Genomic DNA, 25983 nt, shown 5'->3' with positions numbered 1-25983 from the left:
CAACCTCACCTTTTATTTTTATATCTTAATTCCTTATTCCTACTTTTTTTACTGCAAAAATATTCCAATGCAACTTCACACCCAGTACGCCTAATAAAATTAAACCTGCACCTAAAACTTGAGTACTCGTCAACACATGATCAAAGAAGAAATAATCAATCACTATGGTCGATATTGGATAAATAAAAGATAAGATCGCAATATTATTTAAAGGTATTTTCTTAATCGCCGAATACATTAAATAGTAGAGAAATGCAGTATGCAAAACTCCCAATCCGACCACAAACAGCCATTGTTGACCGATCGGCGGGTTTTCAAAAACCGAAATAAACGGAGCCATGACAATCGCCCCGCTCAGAGTTTGTATAAATACAATTAATAAAGGCGGTGTATTACTTAATTTTTTAGTGATTAATACCGATATTGAATAAAGTGTTGTGGCAATAAGAACCAGCCCCAAGCCGACTAACTCATTAGAGTTCACCGAAGCACTGCCTAAGCCTATAATCACGATTAGCCCTATAAAAGCAACGATGGTCCATAGCACATCATTTTTATTGAGCTTTTCATGAAAGACCAAAGCCCCTAAAAATAAAATGACAAACGGATTCACGTGATAAACAATCGTCGCTAAAGAAATAGAAGTCTTAGGAAAAGCAGCAAACAGTAGAACCCAGTTAAAAATAATTAGAAGGCCCGAAGTCACCATTAAAAACAGTTCTTTTTTACCGAAGTATACTTTTTTAAAATGACCATAGTAGTAACAAATCGGTATTAAACACAGTGCTGAAATAAGGCAACGGAAAAATACAATATTAACGGGTGATTGACCCGACTTAATCACAAATAGACCAATACTACCTGAAAGCAGCATAGCTATGACCATTTCAAGCGTGCCGACTTTTCTTTTTAAATGATGATCATCCACGAATTTCTCCAAAAATTTATATTGTTAAGTCTTCATCTATTTTTATTTCAGATTTTATAAACTCACTCTTTCTTAGTATTTCGTGAGTTTTCAGTCTAAATAACTTGTCCTTTTTAAAATCTAGAACAATAAAATAAAAGATAAATCATGTTAATTTTTAATTAAGAAATCATTATTTCAAAATAAAAAGATAGTTAATTCATTCTAAAATAGTGAATCTTTAGCTAAATAAATTTTGTTAACCCTCACTAAAAAATAATCTAACAACTTGGTTTGTTCTTCGACTCTGTCTGAAGTCAAAAGTCCTAAAATTGTCCCATCTATCATAACTATAAAAATTTCCGCTTCGGCATATGAAACGGCTTTTTTAGTTTCCATAAGCAGGCAGAAAATTTCATTTTTAATCCATCGTCTATAACGTATCGCCGTTTGGTAAGCTGTAGGATAACTCGTTTTAATTTCAAAAATTGCTTTAAACAACAGATAATAAGCGCTCTTTAAATTGGCATGTAAGTGATAGATTTGCCTGAGTTTATGGGCGAAAGTTGAATAGTGAGTCGTTTCTATCTCCACTCTTACTTTTTCCATTAATGTGTCTTTTTGAAGTAGAAGGCACATTTCAATCAGACGTTCTTTTGAATGAAAATAGTTATAAAAAGTAGCTTTGGAAATTTTAGTTTCGCTAATAATTCGGTCTACCCCAACCTTATGAAACCCATATTGTTTAAATAAATCTGATGCTATGTGGAGCACGTGTAATGCTCTAAATGAAGTGCCTAAATTTTTCATATATACCGCTTAAAATAATTTTTTGTTGTATATAAAAGAGATAAAAATGCCGTCACTCTTAAAATGAGTGCTAAATACAGGCATGCGAAAACCGCACAAAATGGTGTGCTCGCTTATCTCGGGTTTATTGTTGCTATGATTTTGAGTCGTAACGATACTTAAGGCGTAGAAAACCTACGGTCTATTGAGCCGTTTTAATGACTATTTAGGCGGTATAAATAGAGAGAATTTGGCAAAGGCCATTAAATAAGAAGAAATAGTACGCATAGAAAACTCCTCATGTCTAAAGAAGTTCTACCGAATCACTGTCAAATGATTATGGTGGCAGAACGAGAGAAGGTTGACAGACTGGTTAGACGCCAGCACACCCGAAGGTGTCCCTCTCCCGTCCTACCGCTACGGGAGGAGACGAGAAGCTTACACACAGAACTATTCCTCAGAAGAAATAACTCTGATGCGGTCTAAATCAGCCTGTCAAAGCCGGCTGGCAATGTAGGCCAGCAGGCAAAGGATAGTGCTCTGCCCTATTACAGTCAAGCACACAAAATGACATTTGTTTTAAATTAGATCATTAAAAAGTAAGGATAAATAATTAAAATTTATTGTTAAATTGGAGTGTATAAAATACTTATCAACGTTACATAGGTAGATATCGGTTTCTTGGGTAGAGATGAATTGGCCCCGATTTCTACAGCACGTGTAACTGAAGAACAGATTCAACAATTTTTTGATTATTTAGAGTCAATCCCTGAAGCAACGAAGTTTGATTAATGAAAACCTGATATAAGGCAAGTTCAGTTTTTGTATATGAAAAGTAAAAAAACTTGGCCTTTTAAGCTCAAAAAATAGCGCTTAACTTTTATGCTAATCTCATGTCTTTTATCAATTTTTATATAATTTTTTTACCCCATGATTCAGTTTTACCACTAAGTAAACTTATGTAACTTTATCCATACAATTTCTCCACAATTTAAAACTCTAACATAAACAAATAATTAGTTCTCTTTTGCTATCTTGTTGATCATTAAGAGAACACCTCTTAATTCCCTTTTCTTGAGTAACTTATCGTTATTCTGTCTCTTTATTCTGCAATTTTTTAATTCAGTATTTAAAACCGTATATTTTCACTTTAAATACTGAGATTCAATTCTTAGGCTAGATATGCGCACATCTGAAAAACAAGTAAAACCTATTGAGATTGATGATATCAATATCATCGAGAACGAAAAAACCAAAAAAGCGATTACTGCAGCTGCATTAGGTAATGCAATTGAATGGTTTGATTTCGGAGTTTATGGTTATGTGGCATACGTTCTCGGTAAAGTATTTTTCCCAGATGCTTCACCAAGCGTGCAAATGATTGCCGCGCTTGCTACATTTTCAGTACCTTTTATTTTCCGTCCATTAGGTGGTCTTTTCTTTGGACATTTAGGTGACAAATACGGACGTCAAAAAGTTCTGGCCATTACTGTCATTATTATGTCCATCAGTACCTTTGGTATTGGCCTTATTCCATCTTATGAAACAATCGGTTTATGGGCACCTATTCTTTTACTCATCGTAAAAATTGTACAAGGCTTCTCCATTGGTGGTGAATACTCAGGTGCTGCGATTTTTGTAGCTGAATATTCTCCAGACCGAAAACGTGGCTTTATGGGAAGCTGGCTTGATTTTGGATCGATAGCCGGCTTTGTACTTGGGGCTGCAACTGTCGCCTTGATCACACACGCCGTGGGTGAGGCACGTTTTGCCGAGTGGGGTTGGCGTATTCCATTCTTTCTCGCTCTACCACTGGGCATAATCGGTTTATATTTACGAAACCGCCTTGAAGAAACCCCTGTATATCAACAGCATTCAGAGCAACAAGCACAAAAAAGCAAACCTCAAAAATTTAGTTTCAAAGAAATTTTTGTTAAACATAAGCGTAGTTTATTGGTGTGCATTGGCCTCGTAATCAGCACTAACGTTACTTACTACATGTTGCTAACTTATTTACCAAGCTATTTTTCGCATAACTTAGGCTATTCAGAAGCACATGGTGCACTTATTATCATTGCGGTTATGGTTGGCATGTTATTTGTACAACCTGTGATTGGTTATTTGAGTGATAAGTTCGGACGTCGCCCATTTATTTTTATTGGAAGCTTTTCTCTTATTTTCTTGTCCTATCCTGCCTTTGTATTACTTAACTCTGGAGTAAATTATCAAATTTTTATAGGCTTACTTATTCTTGCTTTATCTCTCAATATGTCTATCGGAGTGATGGCATCAACTTTACCTGCCCTATTTCCAACTGAAATCCGTTATAGCGCTTTAGGTATTGCCTTTAATTTCTCAGTGGTTATTGCTGGTTTAACCCCAACTCTTACCGCAACTCTAGTTGAAACTACCCATAATCTGATGGTTCCAGCCTATTACTTGATGATTTGCGGGGTGGTAGGTATTGCTACTGCAATGTATTTAAAGGAAACAGCCAATAAGCCTTTAATTGGGGGCGTGCCTATTGCTCACAATATAGAGGAAGCACAAGAGTTACTTGAAGAGTTTCATGAAACTATTGAACAGAAAATTGAAAATATTGATCAGAAAATTCAGGAGCTTCAACAAAAACGTCAAAAACTTGCTGATAAACACCCTGATATAGCATGAGTAAAGCAACGTTTTTTATAAGAGTAGCGACTTAAATGTCGCTATTCTTTTAATATATTTTTCATTCAATTTGATAGTAAAGAAATAATTAACTTAGTAAATCTATTGGAATAATATTTAATAAATAAAAAAGCCAATTCTTTCGAATTAGCTTAATTACAGCAGACCAGCTTTAGTTGAAAATTGCTTCTTGGTTTTATTGTTCGCAACAATCTTCATTCGTTTTTGTTATAGGTCTAACTTAGCTTTCCATTGTGACAATTCAATTAAAAAAACACCTCAGCCTATCCCAAAACAAACTTAATACATATATAAGTGATTTTAGAGAACTCCATCACAATTTTGATGGATGCTTATGATAAACAACTACACAGTAAAAGGTTTAAATCTATTATGCTTGAGTTATCTAATTGTTAAGTATGTATGATGGAACAGCAAACTTTATTACAAGAACTGAACGCACTCATTGAATACTATTCAAAAAGAACCGATTGCCCGCCTAGTCGAATACGCATGGCTATAGAGCTTATGCAAAACTCATGCAGTGCCCGCCTTTTGCCGATGAAGTAATAAACTCGGCGCTCGATCCAAATAAGCGGAAATATAAAAAGATAAAAATTAAAATTACCAAAGATGATGATCAGTTAGAAATTGAATAGTTTGGTTAAAGATAAAAGCCCATGAACTGAGCTTTTATCTTCTATATAAAACAGCTTTTAAAACTCGATCTGTACCGTGACCGTATCTTGATAAGTTCCCGCTGGTATCGTGTCTGCGTTTTCATCCACAATTTTTGTAGTAAACACATAGTTCTGCTGAGTTACCCCGTTATGTACCCCCGGGTTAATTGTTGCATTTAAACTCGACCAACGCTCGTTACCGCTTCCCCATCGGTCATTCGATGAATTCTTGAAAATATCATATTTTAAAAATGTATTTCCCGTTTGTGACTTCATGGCTCGCTGGTTGCCATTTTGCGGGGAAAGTCCATTATTTAAACTGACATAATATGGTGTATTTACAGAGCAACGTATTCCCATAGAAGATTGAACAGGCTCAAGCTTGGAAGCAAATGCTGCCGTACCAAAGTTTACGTCTTGAGTTAAAATTCGGCAGTCTGGCAGTACAGTAATTGAGAGTGAACCAAGCGAGTCTGCCCCACTTCCCCAGTTAAAACCAATACCTAATACCCCACGTTTAAACCCAGGGCTCTCAAAGAAGGCACCGATTCCCACAATCGCAACTGCGGGCACAGAATAGAACCATTTTACTTTTAACGGTGAGTCGGCTCGATAAACACCCGGCGATACACTTTGCCCAGCCGGAAGCCGTATGTAGAAAGGTAAATTGCCATCAGGCCCGCTAAAAAGATTGACCAGCGTAAAGCTACTCATGTCTTTTTCTTGGCCTAAACTAATGATTTCATTGTTACTGTCTAAAATAATGGCGTTAAGTTTTTCTCCGGTCTGAGCATTGGTAAATGAATTCGACATTTGCTCGACCCGATATTTTAGGTAGGTCATGTTTGCTAAAGCCAAGCTAAAACCCGTACACGACAAACCTGAATTAAACTGTGATGAGTTTTCACCGTTTTCCATTAAGTAAATAGACGGGACCGAAATAGAGGATGTACCTGAAGCGCTCACGCTACATGCAGCATGAGCCAAATTTCCTGTCAACATCAGTCCAGAGAATATACATAAATGTCTGAGTAATTTTTTTGTTTTTATATTCATGGTAAAGATACCTCGTGACAAGTAACAGGTTTAACCACCACAATCTGCTGCTTGGCTTGTTCTACATCTACAGAAAAATCTGCTTTACAAATACTTTGATCCGAACGCTGAACCGTTACGGTGTTATTCGGTTTTAAATTTTCTAAATAGACAATGCCATCCATTCCCACATAAGAAGACTCTTGATCAGCTCTATGTACTACAGACCCTACCGGCATAGGTTTGCCATCTGCTTGAGTCAAATAGACATTGGCAGAAATAGACTGATGAACAGGGAACTTAATCACAACGCCCGAACCGCGTTTAGCCGCTATCCGTTGTTCAACTTGTGTGATTGTAAAGTTTGAAGGTAAGTCGATTGGGTCGACGCTGTATTTACCCGAATAATAAGGTGTTACCGATGGCACAAAAATATGGCCTTTTTTATTACTGCGGCCAATTAAACTGTTTTCGTATCGAACCAAAACATCTGGTACTTGGTTGGTATCAATCAAGGCAAAAGATTCACCTAATCGGTTTGAAGCAAATAAATCACCTGCCATATAAATTAGGGAACCGGATAGGCCAAACCAGTAATTATAGTCATGGTTTCCAGACAGACCAAAGTCAGTATTAATATAACTGTTGCGGTAATTGACGCGTGCCTGATTTAAATCTTCACTATTTTCATTAAAGCGTCGGGTTAAATCGACACCAAAACCACCTTCAGACGGAACAGAGCGGTTGAAGTTAAGGTAGCCAGTATCGCCCTGCTTATTAAATGCATAACCTGAGTTAACAGTCGCGTTTCGCTGAAACAGGGGTATCGAAAGCTGAAATGCAGCACTCCATTCTTTTTCAATGAAATCACGGTTGGCACTTAATGAAACAGTCACGCCATTCATATAAGTCGGTAAAACAGGCGCCCAAGATAAGTTTAAGAAGCGATTTTTAAAGTCATTCGCCTTGGTATTGATATAACCGACGCCAAAAGTTCCTGAGTTTTTAGTGGCAAAGTAAGTATTGGCCGTTAGGCTTTTATTGCTATTAACTGAAATTAAATTGCTATATTGCAGCCGTGAAAGGTCGGTATATTCATCATCACGTTGGTTATGGTTAATGCTAAAACCAAACCGATTACGGTTATAGCTATATCCAACTGTATATTGATTACCTTCCAAGTCTTTCGTTCGATCTTCAGACATAGATTTGTCGGCTTTACTTTGGGTAAAAGAGGCACTCAGCACACCTAAATTTGCAAGCTTGAGTACAGACCCAGCACCCAATAACTGTAAATCTGAAGAAAGTTCGGTGCGTCCTTCTACAGTCAGCCAGTCATTTACCCCATAACGGGCATCAGCTGCACTTGCAAATTTTCCATAAGAAAAATTCTTAAGTCCGTAGTCTTCACGGATTTTCCCTAAAGACAATGAGTAATCAAATAAGCCGGGCTTGAGCAAAGTATTAGAAATATAAAATGGGACCGATGTTGTGACCTGGCGCCCGACTGCATCAGTCGTGACCACAACAGCTTCCCCTTTACCGTTAATAAAAGGAACATTATTTAAAATAAACGGTCCAGACTGTACTTCTGTTGAGCTGGTTTTTTGCCCATTAATAATTAAGTCGACTGTACTTGGCAACGCGGCTTGCCCAATAAATTGTGGCAATGGATAGGTAATTAAATCCGGTCGGGTTGAATAGTTTCTCTGTACCTGAAAACCGCCTAGTCGAACAGAACTTCCCCACGTCGTTTTACTACCGGTAATAATGTCACCCAGTAAAAAAGATGTAGCATTCTTTTGGTTATCAAACTGCCAAGATGTGTCATAACGACGATAGCCGTCATTATCTACAGACTCGGCGTTACCTTCATTTTTGTATTGGTTTTTGACATAGACACCAGAGTTTTTAATGACCCCTAACGGAGAGAAAAAACGCTGCTCAGTAAATAAACTACTGGTTGAACCGCCTTGATAGGGTCTATATGTATAAAAATCATAGTTATTGAGCAGCCCTATACCAGACTGAGCGACTTCCGGCTTATACCATGAGTCTTTACCCAAAACTTGAGTGGGCATCCAAGCGGGCGGAAAATTGAGCTTAAAGTATTGGTTCGAAGATTGATATTCATAACTTACATCTTTTAATTTATCTAAAGATATCCAATCACTCGCGTCACCACTAAACCCCAAGGTTAAAACATCTTGATTAGATAAAGATGTGTCAGTGTTTGTTAATAACTCTTGAGGGATCTTAATTTCTAATTCATCAATCAGCTTCTTTTTTTGTATGAAGTACTCATCATTTTTCACAATCACTGGCACAACTTGCTGGACCGAATATTGGTTCACAACCAAATCTAGGTACAGTTTAAAAAGTTGATTAATTTCATTAATGTCTCTTGGTGGTGGAGGCAAATCGCCTGCGAACACAGTATTTGGAATATTTAAACATCCACCCGACAATAAAATCAGCAAAATACTTTTGCATAAATTATTATGCCGAAGGATCATGATGGATCCTCCATTTTGGTGATTTCGATCAATTCTTGTTTAATACCAGAACTGTCTACACCATAAATTTTAGATGTTTTTGACAACTCATGTGCCGTTGACTGATCAATAGCAAACTTTACAGTGCTATTTGATAAAACATAGCCAAAAGCAGCCTTTCCTAAAGAGATATCATTACCTGTTTTTGAAGTTTTCAGTGCCGAAAGACGCGCAAACTTCTGACCATTATTTTTAAGATATAGCTCAGACTGGCCTTGTTGATTGTTGCGAACTGACCACTGTAAAACCGGTTTTGCTAAAGCATTTTTTGCATTAAGTTTTTGACTTTCTTCGGTTAATCCACTGCCAATTCCTTTCCCATAAGCAAACAATGGAATTGAGTAACGCATTTGGAAACTTACTTTAGAAGCATCTTGCTCATTGCCATCAGAAAGTCGAATCGGTAACTCATCTACAATCAGACGATATGACTGCTCTTTCCCATCTGGCAAATTGGCGCTTTTGGTTAAGCGAAGCATATGCTTCTCGCCTGCTTTAATTTTGGCTACAGGCGGGCTTGGTATAATTTCTGATTGCTCACTATAGTTATCTTTTAAGCCATCTTGATTCCATTTAAATACCCGAATTTGCACCATCGCATCGGTCTTACCCGTATTTTGAAGCCAAACCGCAGTTGCCTTTTCATTGGGTTCAATTTTTGGATAAATCGGCCAAATTAGAAAAGTTGCTTGTGCCATCACAGGTGTAACAAGTGATAATGTACTTGCAAATAAAAAAGATTTTAAAATGCCATTTTTAATAAATGCAGAATTGTTCATACAAATCACCATGTAATCATTATTGAAACAGTATCTTTATAAATTCCGGCCGCATGGGGTTCATTATTATTTTCTAAATCAACGACACCATATATTTCAAAATTTGCCAGACGGTTTGTAGGTGTTGTAGCAGGCAATAAATATTTATTACCTACAATATATTCATTGGATAAATTGCTAGAGTTATACAGTTTGTAAGATAAATAATTAGTGGATGAACCATTCTTCATACGTCTTGTATTATTTTGAAGGTTTTCACCACCATCTATAGAAATACTTACAGGTAAACTTTCCGTACAACGGATATTCCAAGAACCTTTGCTATTAATAATATTAGTCACTACTTTATTTTTTGATAAAGCAGAGTATTTACCAAAATCCATGTTTTGCTCAATATTATCTATTGAACACCCATTTTCAATTTTAGCTTGTACTTTAAAACTTGAATTGAGCTGAGGATCTGCTGCATATATAAATTGACTAACAGATAGCAAAAATATTGCTTTAAAATATAAGTATTTCATTTTTCTTAAAACTCAATCGTAATTGGTACTATATCTTTATATTCACCCTTAGATATACGACTACCATCATGGGTTGCTTGACCAAAAATATCGATATTCTTTTTATTATTCATATCATTAAGAATAAAAGCTTCATTTGCTTTAATGACTTGTTTATTTAAACCATAGAGCAAGTTATAAGCAATAAAATCTCTACCATTACTTAAAGCATGATAATAATTTTGTGAAAATGAAGCTGGAATATTACTATCATTATTTCCTGCTCCAAATATTATTTTTACAGTTGAAATACCAGCACACTCGATCTGAAAACCTGAATTACCATTATTAACTAAACTAGCTTCTAAAACCCCTTTAAAAGATGTGGTAGCTTCACCAAAAGCTATAGTTCCAAAATTTAAATTTGCTGCATTATTTTCTACAACATTATTATTAATAGAACAAGAAGGCAATAATTCAATTTGACTAGTTAATTTAGCTCCAATTTCACCCGCATTTACTAAAGAAATTAAAAAATAAGAAATTATAAATGCCGAACCACGATTGAATATCATCTTCCCTCCATTTAAAACAGGTCTACTCATATTTGAGCAAACCTGCTACTCAATTAATTATTTCTTTTTTATATTTAGAAATTTACAGTGACTAATAGAGTATCTTTATAATCGCCTTGCGCTTTTGGTGTACCTGTATTTGGAGCAATTGCACCGAAAATTGGTACGGCAGTAGCTTGGCCACTTACTGTAGTGAACTGTTGTGGTTGGTTTACAACATAAAGGTTTGTACGTGCAGCATCGCGATAAACGTTATATGCAACTACATCAGCAGAAGCAGTATTTTTTAAAGTACGGTCTGTACGTTCACCACCGTCAATTGCGACTGTAAAATCAACAGGATCTGTTCCGTCACAAGTCACAGAAATATTGCCACCTGTTGCTGCTGAAGCAACTTCAGCAGTTAACACGTTGTTCCAAGTACCGGAAGTTTTACCAAAATCTAAAGTACCAAACTTGTTCATATTTCCTTCAGTTTGACTACCACCTACAGTACAGCCTGTTGAGATATTTAATTTAACGTCAACCTGTCCAGTAACAGCTGCTTGAGTATTTACCGCATAACCAGCAACTATTAATGCTGCAAGAAGTGATTTCTGAATGTTTTTCATATTCATAACCTACATATATAATGATTAGATTTGTAGAACAAAATGAATCAAACTCGACAAATAAAATATGGCTAATCTGTTTTATATATAAAACAAACTACCTTTTACTATTGTGTGATTCTCTTCACAATTTAATAACAATTATTTAACTTGTATACACATATTACAAAAAGACTATGTTGAGTTATTTAAAATCAATTTTTTTGATCTTACAAAAACTCCCAATTAAATACCCACCCCTACTTTATTAAAATGGCTAAAAATTAGAAAAAGAAATTATCTTTTTAACGATCATATTTTTTAAATAATTATTCAAATACAATTATTTATACACACAACAATAACAAGTATTATTTGTTTTTATTAAAATAGGTAACATGACCTATTTTAACCCTACCTAAAGAAATAAAAATAAGTCATTTGACCCATTTTTTAACCATTAATTAGGTCGAATGACCTAGATTAAAAAAATATAGGTCGTTCGACCTAATTTTAGTTTAATAGAATTTAAATATTTTATTTATATTTTTTTAATTTCATGGTTTAGAATGCCTTTTTTTAAATAGTACTTACAGGCTGGATAATGATCAAAATTGATACCTTTGATACTATGCAAATAAAGAAGTCCTTTACCACTCTAAAAGGGCAAGAAAGAATAAAGCAGATCTTAAGAAATGCTGAAATAGTTTTTCTTACTAAAGGTTATTCCGGATTTAGTATGAGAGGAGTTGCAACTCAATCAAATATTAGTTTAAGTACTTTGCAACATTATTTTCAAAATAAAGATATTTTATTAAAAGCTTTACTTAATAAATTAATTTGTGACTATATACAGCGTATTGAAATTTTAATTAATTTGAATGCAAATGAACCACCTTTAATTCGGTTTATGAATATTATCACTAATATAATTTATGAAATAGAGCAACCGATCATTACAAATGCATTTAAAGAGTTTTTCTCTATTTCAGATCACTTACCCTATGTATATGAAGCTTTGTCAATCATACAAAAGTATAATCTCGAACTTATCTATAAAATCATCCTCCCCATTCATAATAAAATATCTTCAGAAGAATATAAAGAAAGAGCCATTATTATAATCACTCAACTTAATGGATATTTAGTTCAACATTCGAACAAAAATACAGATGAAAGTTATAAAGAATTTTTAAGAAGTATACTGTTAAAAAATATATTAAGATTAGTCAGTGAACCATAAATTTTAAAACATAGGAGCCAGTTCTCCTATGTTTTTAATATATGGTGGTGTTGTACTCAATTATTATATTACTGAGCGAAAGCTTTAATTTCACTTCGAATCAAAATATGTCGAGATGGAAAGTAAAAGCGATAAGCCAATTCGTAAGAGTCAAATAGAGCTAACTGAGATTGATGAGTTGCCCAATAATAAGCTGTCATTCCCTTTTCTTTCCTCACATTTAAATAGTAAGGAACAGCAAAGTTGTTCGAAACAATCATAAAACTCATAGTATTTGATCTAGCTATTTAGTGGTTTTGGACAAAGTCAGCTTTAATTGAATCTAGCGAACGTAATATGGGCGCCAACATAGACTCCGCAATTCGCATGGCTTCTGACTCAGACTTGTGTTGAATAGCTTGAACAAGTTCACTATGTATTTGCTGGTTTGGGTCAGGTAAATTTTTATTAGTCACTAGCTCTAAGGTGTATTGATAGCTTGAGTTTAAGAAATACTCATAAGTTGCCTGTAAAGCTTTATTATGAGTCGCCTTGGCAATTGCCAAATGTAGTTTCTTATCACTTAACATGAAGTTAGCAACATCTTGTTGATTTGTTGCTGCTCTATGTTCTAAACACGCTATAACATCGCGCATATCTTCAGGCGTGCTATGTCTAGCAGCTAATTTAGCAATTTCGATTTCTAATAAACATCTTACTTCTACGTGTTCATATAAATCAGAATGATGAATTGAATTAATCACAATTGAAAAGTCATTTTTCGTGCGTACAAAAGTACCCAGCCCCTGTTTGACTTCTAAAACACCTAAATATTCTAAAATTTTAATTGCTTCACGAATGGTGTTTCGGCCCACACCCAAACCTTGAACAAGCTCAGGTTCAGTCGGAATTTTCTCATCTACTTTCCAAATGTCATTTTTAATATTCTGACGTATGACATGAATCACTTCATCGACCAGTGATCTTTTTTGAATTTGCTCAATCATTAAAATTGGTACTAGTAAGCTTAAACATACGGTGATACTATCATCCCATGTTTAATTGTTCAATTTCTCTTTCATGCATTTTTAAAGGTTGAGCTCATGGAATTAAGTCAGACAATTTCAAATCTTATTTTTGAAATTCAAAAGCTTACTCAAGCAGTCGAAAAAATTTCTAAAACCCAAGAAATTTCTGTAGATGTCTTAGATGAGGCAATCGCCTTTAGATGGGAAAGAGAAAATAATAAAGGTTCGCTCGTCGCGATCCGCAAACCTCAACTCATTTCTTTTAATCATCTTTGCAATATCGACAGCCAACTCACCAAAGTAAAACTAAATACTGAAGCCTTTGCAAAAGGCTTGTTGGCAAATAATGTACTCATGACAGGCTCACGTGGTACAGGCAAGTCGTCTATTGTAAAAGCCTGTTTAAATGAATATCACCACTTAGGCCTTCGGGTGATTGAACTTGAAAAAAAGTATTTAGAAGATTTGCCTAAGATTATTAACTTACTGCAAGACCGTACTGAGCGTTTTATCATCTTTTGTGATGACTTGGCTTTTGAAGCGGGCGACTCAAGTTACGCAACTTTAAAAACTGTATTAGATGGTTCACTAGCCTCTAGTTCAGACAATACACTCATTTATGCGACATCAAATCGAAAGCATATGGTGGCCGAATACAATAAAGATAATACCGAGTTAAATGTCGGGGAAAATGGCGAATTACGCCCAGGCGATAGCATTGAACAAAAGATTTCTTTAGCAGACAGATTTGGTTTACAAATTAATTTCTATGGCTTTAGCCAACAAGAGTATTTAAAAACAGTTCAATACTGGCTAAATGAATACAAATGGCAACAACGTGAAACTTGGGAAACGATTCAGTTAAAAGCTATTCAATATGCAACTCAGCAAGGCAACCGCTCAGGAAGAATTGCCAATCAATTTGCCAAAATGATTGTGGGCCAAGAAATGCTAAGTGCAGCAGATTTAACGGTTTAAGTTGTTGGCTATAACATGCCCCATAAAAAAAGCCCTTACGGGCTTTTTTTAATTAAGCAATAAATTTCAACATAAGCTGAATCACAGTTGCATTAATCAAGTCGACAAAGAATGCACCACAAAGCGGAACAATTAAGAATGCTTTATGCGATGGGCCATACATATTGGTAATCGCCTGCATATTTGCAACGGCGGTTGGTGTAGCCCCCATACCGAAACCACAGTGACCTGCTGCCAATACTGCCGCATCGTAATTTTTCCCCATTACACGGAAAGTCACAAATGCTGCGTATAAAGCCATCGTCAGTGTTTGAGCACCTAAAATAACCACAAGTGGACCTGCTAAGTCAGCAAGTTGCCAAAGCTTTAATGAAAGCAATGCCATTGCTAAATAAAGAGATAAAGACGCATTACCAAAAACGTCAATCGCGCGGTCAAAAATATCAACCTTCAACACACTTTCTAAAATATTTCTTAAGATTACACCGCCACCAAGCGCCCAAACGAAAGTTGGTAACTCAAACCAAGTTCCCTTACTAAAGCCAGTCATAAATTCAGCAAATGCTAAACATGCTGCAAACATCCCAAGCGTAGTAATTGCATTGTCGGCAGTAATTAAACGAACTTGATGCGGGTTTTCAAACGGTGCAAGATCATCTGAATTTTGTTCAACATGCGTGTCACGCTGCTGAATCTCAGCATTGGTTTTTGCTTGAGCAAGGCTATAACGATTAATGAGCAATTTGGCTAAAGGACCACCAATGACACCACCAATAATCAAGCCAAACGTAGCACTTGCCATACCTAACGCTAAAGCACCCTGAATACCATGCTGGCTTTCTAAAATTTCACCCCAAGCACCTGCTGTACCATGACCACCGGTTAAAGTAATTGAACCTGCAATCAAACCAATAAGTGGGTCTAGACCCAATAAGGTTGCAAGGCTCATGCCGACAGCATTTTGAACAACAATAAATGAGGCTACACAAATTAAGAAGATGACTAAAGCAGTACCACCCTCTTTAAGCTTCATAAAATTGGCACTTAAACCAATTGAAGCAAAGAACACGAGCATAAAGCTGGTTTGTAATTCACTGCTAAAAACAATACTGTATCCCCAGAAAGTGTGGACAAGTAAAGAAACTACCGCAGCGACCAAACCGCCTGCTACTGGTTCAGGGATATTATAACGTTTTAAAAAATCAATCCGATTGACAAGAAAGCGACCCAACAATAGAACGATGACCGCCGAAATTAGTGTATAAAAACCATTAAAAACAAATTCCATATATACTACTTTCTGATTACATTCCTAACGGATTGTAAAATAATTATATTTTATTTTTTAATATGTAAAAAAAACACAAATAAACTTTACAAAATTACCCTACCAATAAATTTTTACTATTCTTAAGAATAGCTTAAATTTTTAAATATTTTATACAAAATCATACCCTATAATTTAATTTATCAATTATTTCAAAATCTTATGTAAAGAAATCATTAATTTAGTATAACTTCACTTTGATCTCTTAAACAGAAAATCCTGTCTTTTAGGTCACTGAACTCATCTTTTATTCCCTTTAATATCCGCAAAAGACCAGCTCGTTATTTGCTCTGGGCAACATCTTTATAGGTTTTATATTCAATGAGTTTATTGCTTAAAGTTCGACAGAATGTTCCACAGGTAAAGTCGATTAAAACATCTCTTAAAAAGCGTGCTGGTCAGAAAATACCTCACATGCTCTCCAATGCATCAGATCTGTTTTTTAGAGGGTCGGAAATTGCCCTGTCAGGAAAAACACCTTTTGATGTAATTTATAAGCATGAAATTATAAGCCTTCGCCATTATAGAAATGAGACAGAAGCATCAGCCAAACACCGTGTGCCGTTAGTGATTGTTCCGCCTTTAGCTGTGAACATGCTCATTTACGATTTGTTCCCTACCCGCAGTCTCATACGTTATTTTTTAGATCAAGGCTTCGAAGTTTATTTAATAGACTGGGGTGTACCTACTCGCAATCAAGCCAAATACAATTTTGGCACCTACGTAAAAGTCTTTATGCCTGAAATGTTAAAGCAGGTCCGTATACATAGTGGACAACAACAGCTTTCATTACATGGCTGGAGCTTAGGTGGCGCACTTTCACTTTGCTATACCGCGTTATTTAAAGATAAAAATATTAAGAATCTAATGATTCTTGCTTCCCCGATCGACACACATAAAGCAGGTTATATGGGTAAGCTCTATGGAAGTCTAACTAAACCTGCACAGTGGGTGCGTAAGCATACGCCTTTTCGTATTCGCCAACATGTACCAAGTGAAGTGTTTCATATTCATGGATGGCAAAACACACTCGGTTTTAAATTAACGGATCCCATTGGCAATTTAAAAACCTATTGGCAACTTCTTAAAAATCTGGATAACCGAGAATTTATTGTTGACCACGCTACCTCTAGTTCATTTATCGACAATATGCTGGCCTATCCGGGTGGCGTTATGCGCGACATTATTTTACGTTTCTGGATTGATAATGAACTCTCAACAGGTGTAATCAAATTTGGGGAACTTACAGCTTATTTAAAAGATATTGATTGTTCAGTGTTGGCTGTAGGTGGCGATACAGACATTATTGTGACCGCCGATGCTGTTAAGCCCCTTATGGATTTAATTAGTAGCCAAGATAAAACGTTCAAAACTGTACCCGGAGGCCATATGGGCGTAGTGTCCGGTAGCCAAGCTCCGACCTCTGTTTGGCCTGAAATGAGTAATTGGCTGGCTACACGTTCAGATTAATCAATTCAAACGTTAATGAAAAACCAGCCTATTAAACCTTAGGCTGGTTTTAATACACACTAAATTTTTAAAGTTTTTGCACAAATCTTCTAGAACTAATTTTATCTCTTTTATACTGTTTCAGGGGCTAAAATTAAAAGTTTATAGGTCAGTGCTTATGAGTAGTAACTGGGTGGATATTTCAAAAGATACCAATACGGGTATCGAAACAATCCGTGCTCATTTTACTGGCCATGCTTATGATCCCCATTGGCATTCAAGTTATTTAATTGGTGTAACTGAATCTGGCATTCAACAATTTCATTGCCGTAAAAAGCAAATCAATAGTCATGCTGGGCAAGTCTTTATGCTTGAGCCAGAAGAAATTCATGATGGACATGCGCCTGCATCTGATGGTTTTACCTACCAAATGCTTTATCTACATCCAGAATGGTTAAAGCAACGCCTTCAAGGTTTGTTTCACAACAGCCCTGATCATTACGAACTAGTGATTGATGCGCCATTAAAATCCGATGATCAACTCGCAATCATTACTTCACAAGCATTTCGACACTTACACTATAAAGAAATGAATATTGTGAAAGACAATAGTCTAGATGTGCTTATTCAATATATTGCCCAAGGTAAATGGTTAAAAAAAGCTTCTCAATCTTCTTGTATTAATGTACCCCAAATCGCCCATCAAATCCGAGATATTCTGCATGATCATTTATTTGAAGATATTGGGTTAGAAGATATATCACGTATGGTGGGACTAGACCGTTACCATATTCACCGTATTTTTAAATCCACTTTTCATTTAGCTCCTCATCAATATCTTATTCAACTGAGACTTACACGAGCACGTGATTTACTCGCTAGAAGTATTTCTCCAGCACAAGTTGCTTCTGACTTATGTTTTTCAGACCAAAGTCATTTAAGTCGTTGGTTTAAACGCTGTTATGGACTAACACCAGCCGCTTACAGAAAAATCTGCACAAATCTTCAAGATTAAAAACCTTAATTATTTCATCTTGTCTCTCCCAATTAACTAAGGTAGACAAGATGGAAAACCTTACTGCATTTTCATTATTTGCAATTGTTGCCTCAATTACTCCAGGCCCGACCAACTTTATAATTTTAAGTTTAAGTAGTCATTATAAAATTTCTAAAACACTTCCCGTTATTTTAGGTTCTTGTATTGGCGCAGCCTTACTTGTATTAGTGGTTGGTATTGGCCTTGGCTCCACTATTCTTGCTTACCCTGTTATTCAAAAAATTATGACATGGAGTGGTTTAATCTGGCTTACCGTTCTAGCTTGGAAATTATATAACTACAATCCTGTTATCTCTTTAGAAAAAAATGAACAATACCCTCCTATTGGTTTTAAAGCTGCTTTTTTAATGCAAGCGATTAATCCTAAAACATGGATGATGGCTTTTGCAGTTATTAGCGTCTATACAAAACAGGGACAAGATATCTTGATAAATGTCTCAATTTTATCCTGCATTTTTTTACTTATAGCATTTCCTTGTCTCTACCTATGGGCCTTAGTAGGCAGACTAAGTACTCGGCTTCTTTCAAAATCAAAACATATAAATATTTTTAATAAAATAATGGCTATTATATTACTAGCCTCGGTCTGGTGGCCCATGTTCTCCATATTTTGATCATCAAAATCTAATCAAAATAGATAAGGAAATCTATTTTTAACAAACATATTTTAAATGTATAACTTCAAATTATTACTTTTTATTATACAAATTATCAAAATTCATATTAATTAACTTTTTAATAATAATATTTTTAATTCATCAAATTTTATTTAAAAATAATGATTGAAAATCCGATGTTACTTTTTGTTATTTATGTAAAGCTCACCACAACAATAATTTCAAATAAACATATGTAAAGTATAAAGTTTTATTCATACAACTTTGTAAAATTAGGTTATTTTTCATACAAATGTAGGCAATGTCTCACAATTATGTAAGCTAAAGCTTACAACATAATTGATTGTTTTTCCTATAATTAATTTCAGTACATATAAGCACTCTTTACTATTAAATAGAAAGCTGAATATTAATAAAGAGATCTGGAGAAAATGATAAAGTCATCTTTATTAATATAAAAAGTCTCAATAATAGAAAAAGAATCTCAAAAAATGAATATGTACTATCTTTCCTCTGGAAACAGAGGAAAGATTACTTTTTAAATCTTCAGATAGGATATAAAGAATGTTTATTGCAAAAAATATATTTGTATATTTACTATCAATGTTAGCTTTATGCTTACTAATTATTCTTTTTAACTATCTAGGAATGAATCAGACACTAAATCTCATCATTTCTTCAGCGCTCTTTGGAATATTTATTACTTGGTACTACAAAGGAAGCGGACTGTGTATTGCCCTTTTTAGCTTTTTTTACTGGGCAATGTTTGTGATTAGTCAAAGTTTAGAAGTGATATGGATGCTGTCGATTTCAGTAATTGTTTATTTAGTCATGACACAAATCGTACCTAAACTCAAACACATCCATATCGGTATCGCATCTAATAGCTAGAACGGGTTTACTCCCCGATTCACCATTCCAACTTTTTTAACCGTATTCATCTTAGTTTGCTCTGCAATTAAGAGTTCATTTAAGAAAAATTTGAGGTTTTGCTGGTTCAGCAAAAGCGGGTTAAAGGTATTTTCTCCCATGTTAAGAAAGAAAGTTTCAATATTTGTATTACGCTGCACGTATTTCATTGACCAACGCTGAAAAGAGTGTTCATCAATGGAGTATGTGCATAACCATTTAATATTATAATGCCTTTGATCTTTTTGAATTTTTTCAAATAATCTTTCAACGACCTCTTGTTCGCCTTCTAGACATTGAAAAAATGCATTATCGGCATAATAAAGCACCCCACAAATCCCGTTTAAATCGTTGAAATCACGAGCTTCTGTCAGAATATCACGTAAATCTTGTAGCAAATCTTCATTTTTTTCATTTCGTTGGCTGGCATAACACAGGCGAACGTTCATAAGACTTCCGTGAAATATAAAATTTCATTATTAATGGAATTTTCAACTTAACATACCTTTATTTAAAATACTTTATATTTCATTATTATAAAAAATTTATAAGCTTGCTTATTTCAATAAAAAAGCCCGAATCTAGTTCGAGCTTTTTATTTAAAATGAAAAATTAGTTAACACGTTCAATTTGTAATACTTCAATTTCAGTCGGTTTAACGCGGTGGGTATCAACCTCACCTACAATACGCACTTTATCTCCAACCTTTAACTGCCAACCATTTGCCAAATCATCATCGACATCAATCACAATTGAACCTGTTTTGTCTTTAAATTCATAATGATCGCCAGCAATATGCTTAACGATAGTACCAGTTAAGGTTACCCCTGTTTCATCAGCTAAAGTTTTAGCTTTTGAAACAGTGACTACATTTTTTGCTGCTTGATTAAGTAAAGCGGGATCTGTTCTTGCAAATGCTGCACTACTAGTTAATAAAACAAGTCCAGCGAGTGTGGTAAATAATATTTTTTTCATGAATGTTCTCCTCGTTATTTTATCTATAGCTATCTAAACAATTTATGAAAACCGTGAGTTTTAGCTTTTGTGATTTTTTGTGTCATCGTGTCAGATATACAGCACTATTGTTGAGAAGGTCTTTGCGTTGGCCTAGATGTTTGTATGGTCATAATGAAAAAAAACCACATCGGGTGATGTGGCAAAAAGGTATAGCTCAATGAACACTAAAACACTATGTATAACAGAGGATCTGAGTTTAGAATATATTTTAATTATTAAAATAATCTTAAGAAAATAAGTTTAATTAAAGATTTTCTAAAAATTTTGATAAGCCTTCCGGCGCTCTTCCTTCGAGTCGACTACTGGTAGTTACCCGAACTAAATTGCTCCATGTAATATTACAGCACTGCCTTATCAGTTTTTGAATGAGTGAAACATCTTCATGGCAAGGAACAGGTTCAAAACCGCCTACTTGCATATAAGCAGCAGCACTAAAACTTAAATTTGCGCCATGAATATGGTGATGATCCATACAATCCTGATAATGCGATAAATATTTTTTTTGTTTCATAACCGATAAACGGCTAAGGTCATCTAAAGTAACAATGCCACAAATTGCATCTGTAGGTTGATGCAAAATCTGGCAGCGTAACCAGTCAGGGCTGACCACACTATCAGCATCTGTACAAGCCAGCCAAGTTGCGCCGTTTTGAATAAGTTGGCGGATACCTAAGTCCCGTGCCTTTCCGACACATGCATAATTACATTCAATCCAGCTTACTCCGTAGCGCTGTACAATTGAGCGCGACTGATCCGTACAACTATCAAGTACAACCATAACCTCGACTTGTTCATCCGGTACTTTTTCAATCGCCTCCTGAATTGATTGCAAACAGGCGGGCAAATGTTGCTCTTCATTATGCGCTGGAACTACAACACCTATTTTCATCGTAATTGTTCTCGCTGAGCTATTGATGAAGGATTAACCGTCCAAACATCGACCATAAAGTCCGGATCGTTCAGACTTAAATAGTGATGAAATGGAAAAGATTGTTGAAAGCTTTGATGGACTTTTTGGGCATTCAATTCAAAATCCTGAATATCATGTCGCCAATGGCAACACAAAATTTCCCCTTCCGGGTTTAAGGCCTGCTTTAACTGTTCAATAAACTCACCTAACTCATCGAATGTGAGGTAGTACGCCACTTCGCTAATTACAATCAGGTCAAATTTTTGTTCATAAAAATCTTCAGGTATTTTTCTATTTTCAACAGTCACATGTTCAAATGCTTCTAACCGTTGGGATGCGAGCTGAACGGCTTGCTTCGACACATCAATACATAACAGACGAGCAGCGCGCTGAGCCAGATAAACACTTAAATGCCCATTTGAACAGCCAATTTCTAAAACTCTTTCGTAGTGTGGTCGCGTTAATAATGCAAGGCAGATTTGTCTTTTACGGGCTTCATACCAGTGATAGTCATAGCCCCACGGGTCATTATTACTACGATACAACTCTTCAAAATACACACGAGAATGAATCACTCAGATATACCTCATAAGGCATTAAAAGACGGCTAATCGCACTTGAGGATAAAACGGCGGAATTTCCTGTGCTCTCATCGGCTTCAAGTTGTGTTTTAAATTGCATAACCGCCTGATGTTTTTTAATTAACTGGTTTTCAGTTAAGGCATAAGCTTTTGCTTTGGACCAGTTAATTCGCGTGTCAAAAGGCTCTGCCCAATGCCATGCCCAGATCAATACATGCAAACATAGTAAGTCCCGAGCTTCGGCAAAAGCTTGTACTGTTTTCCCGACAGCCTCATGATCTGGATGGCCATCAAATGCATAGCTACAAATTAAAATATCTTCGGGCTGAACTATTTGGCTAAGCGCCTGATTCAATTGATCCGTCTGTAAATGAATTTGACCATCCATTAGATTTAAACCAATCCGTTCAGAAAAAGCTGAAATACCTAAAGTATTTAAAGCAGCCAGTGTTTCTTGCGGACGTAAATCGTTCAATTGGTCAGGAGTATATTTCACTGAATGAGGATGGCTTTGTGTTCCATTACTGACTGCCAAAATGACAATATGACAGTTTTGCTCAACTAGCTGCTGCATTAAACCACCACAACCCAGCACTTCGTCATCAGGATGCGGAGCAACAATCACCACTCTTTTAGACTGAAACAACTTTAAATTCAGCCGATCTAAAGGATTCTTTTTAAATGCCTCAAGCCACATGAATTCGGGTGTACCTTCACCTGAAATCATACGGTCCTCTACTAAGGGATGCTTCAAAGTTCCCATAAGCTTTTCTCCAGTAAACAGAGCTCAGCAATAGACTCATAATCAAAAGCCGCATGGCTCTGTCGGATAAATACTGGTAAATCAGCGATGAGCTGTGAAAATGTAGGCTCTTCACAATAAGGACGCGCGCCTAAAGCTTTAGCAACGAGTTGAATAACACTCTGGCAGCATTGTTCTGTTTGGGCACGTAATATACGGATTTCACGCTCATGGCTGAGCGCAGGCTCATCATCAATGAGCTTGGCAATATATTGAAAATACTGTTTGGTTACAGAGAGCTGTTGAGCCAACTCCCCTAAATACATTTTTTTAAATGCGTTTGGGTTAAGGGTGCAACTTTTATGTAAGAAGCTAACCAAGCGTACCGCCGCACCATACCAACAAGCCGCGACACCGGCTGCACCATGCCAAAATCCGGGACGTTCCAAATACCGATTTGGCTGACCTATAACCGTAACGGGAGTATTGTCAAAATGTACTTGGGCTGTTTGGGTTCCTTGCATGCCGACTGCTTGCCAGTGACTTAGGTCAACATGAACCGAAGGATGAGCCAATTCAACAATACAAAGCTGTGCTTGGCCTTGTTTATCCTTATAGCTCATTAAGGCTTTTTGAATAAACTCAGCACCTGAGCACCAAGTTTTTATACCACTACAATGATTGTTCTCTACTTGTATGGGTGCTGGTCCACCCTCTGCTGCCCATACGGCCCAAGTCTGATCATCTATTTCATCTTGATAGTCAAGCTCATTTAAAATACTTAAGGCATCACAATGTGATTCAAATAATTTAGCGAGACTTAAATCATACCCTGCAATTTGAGCAAACAATTGCCATCGCTGATAGGTATGACCTGAAGCTGGATAAGGCAAACTTTTAGATAAACTTACCAATTGGTAGAGTAAATCTTGGCGGAGCTGACTTTTGTTTTCGGCCTGAGCATGTTCAAATTCATTCAACATACTCAAGATTGTCATATTTATAGATATTTTAATATTCATTACAAATAATTATTCAAAAGTATTCACTTAAACATATCGAAATAATTCTGTTTAATTAAAGATATAAAATGTAATAAAAAGATATTTTCTATAACTTTATTCAATGAATATTTCTTTTTATTTCATTGTTACCTAAATATATCGCTTAAGTGAAATTATAAAATAATCATGTAAGGTTTATTAAAAATTAAGGATTTCTGCTGTTTTATCCAGTAATTTAGTTTCTACCGTTTTTCTATTTCCAAAGAAGAGGTCAAAGATGAATACTTTAAATATTAATGATATTAAAAAACATGCAGACGTTATTGCTTCTTGTGGCACCAAAGTAGGAACTGTCGATCATCTTGAAGGTGAAAATCAGTTAAAACTCACCAAAGATGAAAATGATCAACATCATCTTATCCCTACTTCTTGGATTGGGGAGGTAAAAGAAGATCAAGTCATTTTAAATAAAAACTCAGAAGAAGTTAAAGAAAACTGGCAAGCGATTTAAACATCTGTGCTTAGTTAGCTTTTAACTCTTTATATTATTATAAAAACCCAACTACAATTAAAATAAAATAATTAGAATTAAAAAAGTAAAAAGCTCCCTTTTATTAAGGAGCTTTTTATTTGTATCATTAAAAATTAATTTAATATTTATAAATTACTCTGATTGATCGCAACCGAACGGGTTGCTTTACGCTTTCGGGTCACAAACAAACCGCAAACCACCACACCTAAGGTTACACCTAAAGATAGAGTCGTTTCATAACTATAGGCTGGTGAGAAGAACATATAAGCCAATACACTTAAAATAATGATAATCACAAACCAAGTCAGCCATGGGAATAACCACATTTTAAATGGAATTTCCGCTCCAGCCGCTTCTAGCTTATGTCTTAAACGTAGTTGTGAAAACGCAATAACCAAGTACACGAGTAAAGCAATTGACCCTGTGCTTGAGAGCAATAAGCCAAAGACTTTTCCAGGAAATACATAGTTTATAACACAGCATACTAAACCAATAAAAGTTGAGGAAAACACCGCAATTGCCGGTACACCGGCATAGTTCACTTTAGTGACTGCCTGCGGTGCTTCATTGCGTGTTCCCAAACGAAATAACATACGAGAAGAGGTATAAATTGCCGCATTCATACAGCTCGCAACGGCGATAAACACGACCGTATCAATGATGAGTTTAGTGCCTGGTACGTTTAAGCTCATTAAAACGTATTGGAATGTCCCGTACTTTTGTAAGTCCGGTGAACGCCAATCGACAAGTGAAACCGCAATAAACATTGAGACCACGAAAAAAAGAATAATACGGTACAACACCAAATTGGTGGCACGTCTAATTTTCTGTTTAGGGTTAGATGACTCTGCTGCGGCAATCGAGACAATTTCCACACCAAAGAATGAAAATGCCGTAATTAAAATGGCAGATAAAATTCCCCCCATACCGTGCGGCATAAAACCAGCGTTGTTGTATAAATTAGCAACACCACTGACATTTTTAGCTAAAGGCCAAATACCTGAAATTGCCAAAATACCAATAATAATGAAACCAATAATGGCTACCACTTTGACCAAAGAAAACCAGAACTCAAACTCACCAAAACTTTTGGTACTAAAAAAGTTAGCTAAGCTTAAGAACACAATAAAGCAAAATGCATAGATAGAAACCGAAACGCTCGGAAACCACGAATGTAAAATTTCAGCACCTGCAATGGCTTCTACCGGAATCGCAAGTACCCAAAACCACCAATATAACCAACCTATTGTAAAGCCTGCCCATGGGCCAATTGCTTTACGGGCATAGGTAGAAAATGAACCAGTGTCTGGTTCTAAAACGGCCATTTCACCTAACATACGCATAACCAGAAATACCATAATGCTGGTAATCAGGTACGCAAGAATCACCGCTGGGCCGGCCTTGGCAATTGCAGAAGATGAACCAACAAATAAACCAGCACCAATAACACCGCCAATACTAATCATTGTGATATGGCGATTTGAAAGTCCTTCGCCTAATTTTTTTGTTCTATCATTATTCATATTT

Annotated in this window: 26 protein-coding genes and 2 pseudogenes; 10 read left to right on the top strand and 18 right to left on the bottom strand. The window is 35.8% G+C overall.

Features of this window, described 5'->3' with window-relative positions:
* Positions 1–25: 25 nt before the first annotated feature.
* Together G9371_RS02095 and G9371_RS02090 are read right to left on the bottom strand one after the other, a co-directional pair.
* Complete coding sequence (locus G9371_RS02095; RefSeq protein WP_029424474.1) at positions 26–928, bottom strand: DMT family transporter; 903 nt, start codon at positions 926–928, stop codon at positions 26–28.
* A gap of 204 nt (positions 929–1132) precedes the next feature.
* Complete coding sequence (locus tag G9371_RS02090; RefSeq protein WP_029424475.1) at positions 1133–1717, bottom strand: TetR/AcrR family transcriptional regulator; 585 nt, start codon at positions 1715–1717, stop codon at positions 1133–1135.
* A gap of 648 nt (positions 1718–2365) precedes the next feature.
* Between G9371_RS02090 and G9371_RS02085 the strand changes: the two are divergent.
* The 3 genes and pseudogenes from G9371_RS02085 to G9371_RS19085 all read left to right on the top strand — a co-directional run.
* Positions 2366–2488, top strand: a pseudogene (locus G9371_RS02085) (ADP-ribose pyrophosphatase); the annotation flags it as partial.
* A 390-nt stretch (positions 2489–2878) separates the two neighbouring features.
* The gene (proP, locus tag G9371_RS02080) at positions 2879–4366 is read left to right on the top strand and encodes a glycine betaine/L-proline transporter ProP (RefSeq protein WP_001260521.1); all 1488 of its coding nucleotides are present in this window, start codon (positions 2879–2881) and stop codon (positions 4364–4366) included.
* Between the two features lie 426 nt (positions 4367–4792).
* Positions 4793–5025 (top strand): annotated as a pseudogene (locus G9371_RS19085) (hypothetical protein).
* Between the two features lie 57 nt (positions 5026–5082).
* Here G9371_RS19085 and csuE read toward each other — a convergent pair.
* The 6 genes from csuE to csuAB form a co-directional block, all read right to left on the bottom strand.
* A complete protein-coding gene (csuE, locus tag G9371_RS02070; protein WP_029424476.1) occupies positions 5083–6102 on the bottom strand; it encodes a Csu fimbrial tip adhesin CsuE in 1020 nt (339 codons plus the stop codon).
* Positions 6099–8597, bottom strand: coding sequence for a Csu fimbrial usher CsuD (gene csuD / locus G9371_RS02065; protein WP_029424477.1), 2499 nt, complete (start codon positions 8595–8597; stop codon positions 6099–6101). The genes csuE and csuD overlap by 4 nt, the downstream gene beginning before the upstream one ends.
* A complete protein-coding gene (csuC, locus tag G9371_RS02060) occupies positions 8594–9427 on the bottom strand; it encodes a Csu fimbrial biogenesis chaperone CsuC (RefSeq protein ID WP_153310177.1) in 834 nt (277 codons plus the stop codon). Before csuC ends, csuD begins: the two co-directional genes overlap by 4 nt.
* On the bottom strand, positions 9421–9939 hold the full coding sequence (csuB, locus tag G9371_RS02055) for a Csu fimbrial biogenesis protein CsuB (protein ID WP_029424479.1): 519 nt from the start codon (positions 9937–9939) through the stop codon (positions 9421–9423). The genes csuC and csuB overlap by 7 nt, the downstream gene beginning before the upstream one ends.
* A 5-nt stretch (positions 9940–9944) precedes the next feature.
* Entirely contained in the window at positions 9945–10493 is a 549-nt protein-coding gene (gene csuA / locus G9371_RS02050; RefSeq protein WP_029424480.1) for a Csu fimbrial biogenesis protein CsuA, read from the bottom strand.
* A gap of 74 nt (positions 10494–10567) precedes the next feature.
* Complete coding sequence (gene csuAB / locus G9371_RS02045; RefSeq protein WP_000790104.1) at positions 10568–11104, bottom strand: Csu fimbrial major subunit CsuAB; 537 nt, start codon at positions 11102–11104, stop codon at positions 10568–10570.
* Positions 11105–11687: 583 nt separating this feature from the next.
* On the opposite strand from csuAB, the gene G9371_RS02040 reads away from it, so the two are divergent.
* The gene (locus G9371_RS02040) at positions 11688–12326 is read left to right on the top strand and encodes a TetR/AcrR family transcriptional regulator (protein WP_000590088.1); all 639 of its coding nucleotides are present in this window, start codon (positions 11688–11690) and stop codon (positions 12324–12326) included.
* Between the two features lie 68 nt (positions 12327–12394).
* Here the strand turns inward: G9371_RS02040 and G9371_RS02035 are convergent, their stop codons facing one another.
* Positions 12395–12586 (bottom strand): hypothetical protein, encoded by a 192-nt coding sequence (locus G9371_RS02035; RefSeq protein WP_000637306.1) that lies wholly within the window; start codon positions 12584–12586, stop codon positions 12395–12397.
* A gap of 27 nt (positions 12587–12613) precedes the next feature.
* Entirely contained in the window at positions 12614–13312 is a 699-nt protein-coding gene (locus G9371_RS02030; protein WP_000572517.1) for a FadR/GntR family transcriptional regulator, read from the bottom strand.
* Between the two features lie 96 nt (positions 13313–13408).
* Between G9371_RS02030 and G9371_RS02025 the strand changes: the two genes are divergently transcribed.
* Positions 13409–14311, top strand: coding sequence for an ATP-binding protein (locus G9371_RS02025; RefSeq protein WP_000423653.1), 903 nt, complete (start codon positions 13409–13411; stop codon positions 14309–14311).
* A 52-nt stretch (positions 14312–14363) separates the two neighbouring features.
* Here the strand turns inward: G9371_RS02025 and gltS are convergent, their stop codons facing one another.
* On the bottom strand, positions 14364–15599 hold the full coding sequence (gene gltS / locus G9371_RS02020; RefSeq protein ID WP_000397471.1) for a sodium/glutamate symporter: 1236 nt from the start codon (positions 15597–15599) through the stop codon (positions 14364–14366).
* A 360-nt stretch (positions 15600–15959) separates the two neighbouring features.
* On the opposite strand from gltS, the gene G9371_RS02015 reads away from it, so the two are divergent.
* The 4 genes from G9371_RS02015 (at position 15960) to G9371_RS02000 (ending at position 19652) form a co-directional block, all read left to right on the top strand.
* A complete protein-coding gene (locus G9371_RS02015; RefSeq protein ID WP_029424481.1) occupies positions 15960–17108 on the top strand; it encodes an alpha/beta fold hydrolase in 1149 nt (382 codons plus the stop codon).
* Positions 17109–17265: 157 nt separating this feature from the next.
* Entirely contained in the window at positions 17266–18102 is an 837-nt protein-coding gene (locus G9371_RS02010) for an AraC family transcriptional regulator (protein ID WP_029424482.1), read from the top strand.
* Between the two features lie 50 nt (positions 18103–18152).
* Complete coding sequence (locus G9371_RS02005; protein ID WP_000429472.1) at positions 18153–18758, top strand: LysE family translocator; 606 nt, start codon at positions 18153–18155, stop codon at positions 18756–18758.
* 567 nt (positions 18759–19325) lie between these two features.
* Positions 19326–19652, top strand: coding sequence for a hypothetical protein (locus G9371_RS02000; protein WP_000469224.1), 327 nt, complete (start codon positions 19326–19328; stop codon positions 19650–19652).
* Here G9371_RS02000 and G9371_RS01995 read toward each other — a convergent pair.
* The 6 genes from G9371_RS01995 to G9371_RS01970 form a co-directional block, all read right to left on the bottom strand.
* Positions 19649–20119 carry an AnBLUF65 family BLUF photoreceptors gene (locus G9371_RS01995; RefSeq protein WP_001102889.1) on the bottom strand — a complete coding sequence of 157 codons (471 nt, stop codon included), beginning with the start codon at positions 20117–20119 and terminating at the stop codon, positions 19649–19651. The two genes, G9371_RS02000 and G9371_RS01995, sit on opposite strands and share 4 nt — an antisense overlap.
* Positions 20120–20282: 163 nt before the next feature.
* Positions 20283–20645, bottom strand: a complete 363-nt coding sequence (locus G9371_RS01990; RefSeq protein ID WP_029424483.1) for a NirD/YgiW/YdeI family stress tolerance protein — start codon at positions 20643–20645, stop codon at positions 20283–20285.
* Between the two features lie 286 nt (positions 20646–20931).
* Positions 20932–21576, bottom strand: coding sequence for a glycosyltransferase (locus tag G9371_RS01985; RefSeq protein WP_000690470.1), 645 nt, complete (start codon positions 21574–21576; stop codon positions 20932–20934).
* Positions 21573–22172, bottom strand: coding sequence for a class I SAM-dependent methyltransferase (locus tag G9371_RS01980; RefSeq protein WP_000581929.1), 600 nt, complete (start codon positions 22170–22172; stop codon positions 21573–21575). The genes G9371_RS01985 and G9371_RS01980 overlap by 4 nt, the downstream gene beginning before the upstream one ends.
* Positions 22147–22941 carry a PIG-L deacetylase family protein gene (locus G9371_RS01975; protein ID WP_000536977.1) on the bottom strand — a complete coding sequence of 265 codons (795 nt, stop codon included), beginning with the start codon at positions 22939–22941 and terminating at the stop codon, positions 22147–22149. Before G9371_RS01975 ends, G9371_RS01980 begins: the two co-directional genes overlap by 26 nt.
* A complete protein-coding gene (locus G9371_RS01970) occupies positions 22929–23903 on the bottom strand; it encodes an acyl-CoA dehydrogenase (protein ID WP_029424484.1) in 975 nt (324 codons plus the stop codon). The genes G9371_RS01975 and G9371_RS01970 overlap by 13 nt, the downstream gene beginning before the upstream one ends.
* A 298-nt stretch (positions 23904–24201) precedes the next feature.
* On the opposite strand from G9371_RS01970, the gene G9371_RS01965 reads away from it, so the two are divergent.
* On the top strand, positions 24202–24435 hold the full coding sequence (locus tag G9371_RS01965) for a DUF2171 domain-containing protein (protein ID WP_001094391.1): 234 nt from the start codon (positions 24202–24204) through the stop codon (positions 24433–24435).
* 146 nt (positions 24436–24581) lie between these two features.
* Here G9371_RS01965 and G9371_RS01960 read toward each other — a convergent pair whose 3' ends face one another.
* Positions 24582–25979, bottom strand: a complete 1398-nt coding sequence (locus G9371_RS01960) for an amino acid permease (RefSeq protein WP_001058173.1) — start codon at positions 25977–25979, stop codon at positions 24582–24584.
* Positions 25980–25983 lie beyond the last annotated feature (4 nt).

It is taken from the genome of Acinetobacter sp. EKM10A (assembly GCF_011075215.1).
Taxonomy (GTDB): domain Bacteria; phylum Pseudomonadota; class Gammaproteobacteria; order Pseudomonadales; family Moraxellaceae; genus Acinetobacter; species Acinetobacter baumannii.
This window is presented reverse-complemented; position numbering and strand designations above follow the sequence as displayed.

What these genes read in the sequence shown, in the direction of transcription:
- G9371_RS02090 (WP_029424475.1), bottom strand. Translation starts at nt 1,717, where the DNA reads ATGAAAAATTTAGGCACTTCATTTAGAGCATTACACGTGCTCCACATA.
- proP (WP_001260521.1), top strand. Translation starts at nt 2,879, where the DNA reads ATGCGCACATCTGAAAAACAAGTAAAACCTATTGAGATTGATGATATC.
- csuE (WP_029424476.1), bottom strand. Translation starts at nt 6,102, where the DNA reads ATGAATATAAAAACAAAAAAATTACTCAGACATTTATGTATATTCTCT.
- csuD (WP_029424477.1), bottom strand. Translation starts at nt 8,597, where the DNA reads ATGATCCTTCGGCATAATAATTTATGCAAAAGTATTTTGCTGATTTTA.
- csuC (WP_153310177.1), bottom strand. Translation starts at nt 9,427, where the DNA reads ATGGTGATTTGTATGAACAATTCTGCATTTATTAAAAATGGCATTTTA.
- csuB (WP_029424479.1), bottom strand. Translation starts at nt 9,939, where the DNA reads ATGAAATACTTATATTTTAAAGCAATATTTTTGCTATCTGTTAGTCAA.
- csuA (WP_029424480.1), bottom strand. Translation starts at nt 10,493, where the DNA reads ATGATATTCAATCGTGGTTCGGCATTTATAATTTCTTATTTTTTAATT.
- csuAB (WP_000790104.1), bottom strand. Translation starts at nt 11,104, where the DNA reads ATGAAAAACATTCAGAAATCACTTCTTGCAGCATTAATAGTTGCTGGT.
- G9371_RS02040 (WP_000590088.1), top strand. Translation starts at nt 11,688, where the DNA reads ATGATCAAAATTGATACCTTTGATACTATGCAAATAAAGAAGTCCTTT.
- G9371_RS02035 (WP_000637306.1), bottom strand. Translation starts at nt 12,586, where the DNA reads ATGATTGTTTCGAACAACTTTGCTGTTCCTTACTATTTAAATGTGAGG.
- G9371_RS02030 (WP_000572517.1), bottom strand. Translation starts at nt 13,312, where the DNA reads ATGATTGAGCAAATTCAAAAAAGATCACTGGTCGATGAAGTGATTCAT.
- G9371_RS02025 (WP_000423653.1), top strand. Translation starts at nt 13,409, where the DNA reads ATGGAATTAAGTCAGACAATTTCAAATCTTATTTTTGAAATTCAAAAG.
- gltS (WP_000397471.1), bottom strand. Translation starts at nt 15,599, where the DNA reads ATGGAATTTGTTTTTAATGGTTTTTATACACTAATTTCGGCGGTCATC.
- G9371_RS02015 (WP_029424481.1), top strand. Translation starts at nt 15,960, where the DNA reads ATGAGTTTATTGCTTAAAGTTCGACAGAATGTTCCACAGGTAAAGTCG.
- G9371_RS02010 (WP_029424482.1), top strand. Translation starts at nt 17,266, where the DNA reads ATGAGTAGTAACTGGGTGGATATTTCAAAAGATACCAATACGGGTATC.
- G9371_RS02005 (WP_000429472.1), top strand. Translation starts at nt 18,153, where the DNA reads ATGGAAAACCTTACTGCATTTTCATTATTTGCAATTGTTGCCTCAATT.
- G9371_RS02000 (WP_000469224.1), top strand. Translation starts at nt 19,326, where the DNA reads ATGTTTATTGCAAAAAATATATTTGTATATTTACTATCAATGTTAGCT.
- G9371_RS01995 (WP_001102889.1), bottom strand. Translation starts at nt 20,119, where the DNA reads ATGAACGTTCGCCTGTGTTATGCCAGCCAACGAAATGAAAAAAATGAA.
- G9371_RS01990 (WP_029424483.1), bottom strand. Translation starts at nt 20,645, where the DNA reads ATGAAAAAAATATTATTTACCACACTCGCTGGACTTGTTTTATTAACT.
- G9371_RS01985 (WP_000690470.1), bottom strand. Translation starts at nt 21,576, where the DNA reads ATGAAAATAGGTGTTGTAGTTCCAGCGCATAATGAAGAGCAACATTTG.
- G9371_RS01975 (WP_000536977.1), bottom strand. Translation starts at nt 22,941, where the DNA reads ATGGGAACTTTGAAGCATCCCTTAGTAGAGGACCGTATGATTTCAGGT.
- G9371_RS01970 (WP_029424484.1), bottom strand. Translation starts at nt 23,903, where the DNA reads ATGTTGAATGAATTTGAACATGCTCAGGCCGAAAACAAAAGTCAGCTC.
- G9371_RS01965 (WP_001094391.1), top strand. Translation starts at nt 24,202, where the DNA reads ATGAATACTTTAAATATTAATGATATTAAAAAACATGCAGACGTTATT.
- G9371_RS01960 (WP_001058173.1), bottom strand. Translation starts at nt 25,979, where the DNA reads ATGAATAATGATAGAACAAAAAAATTAGGCGAAGGACTTTCAAATCGC.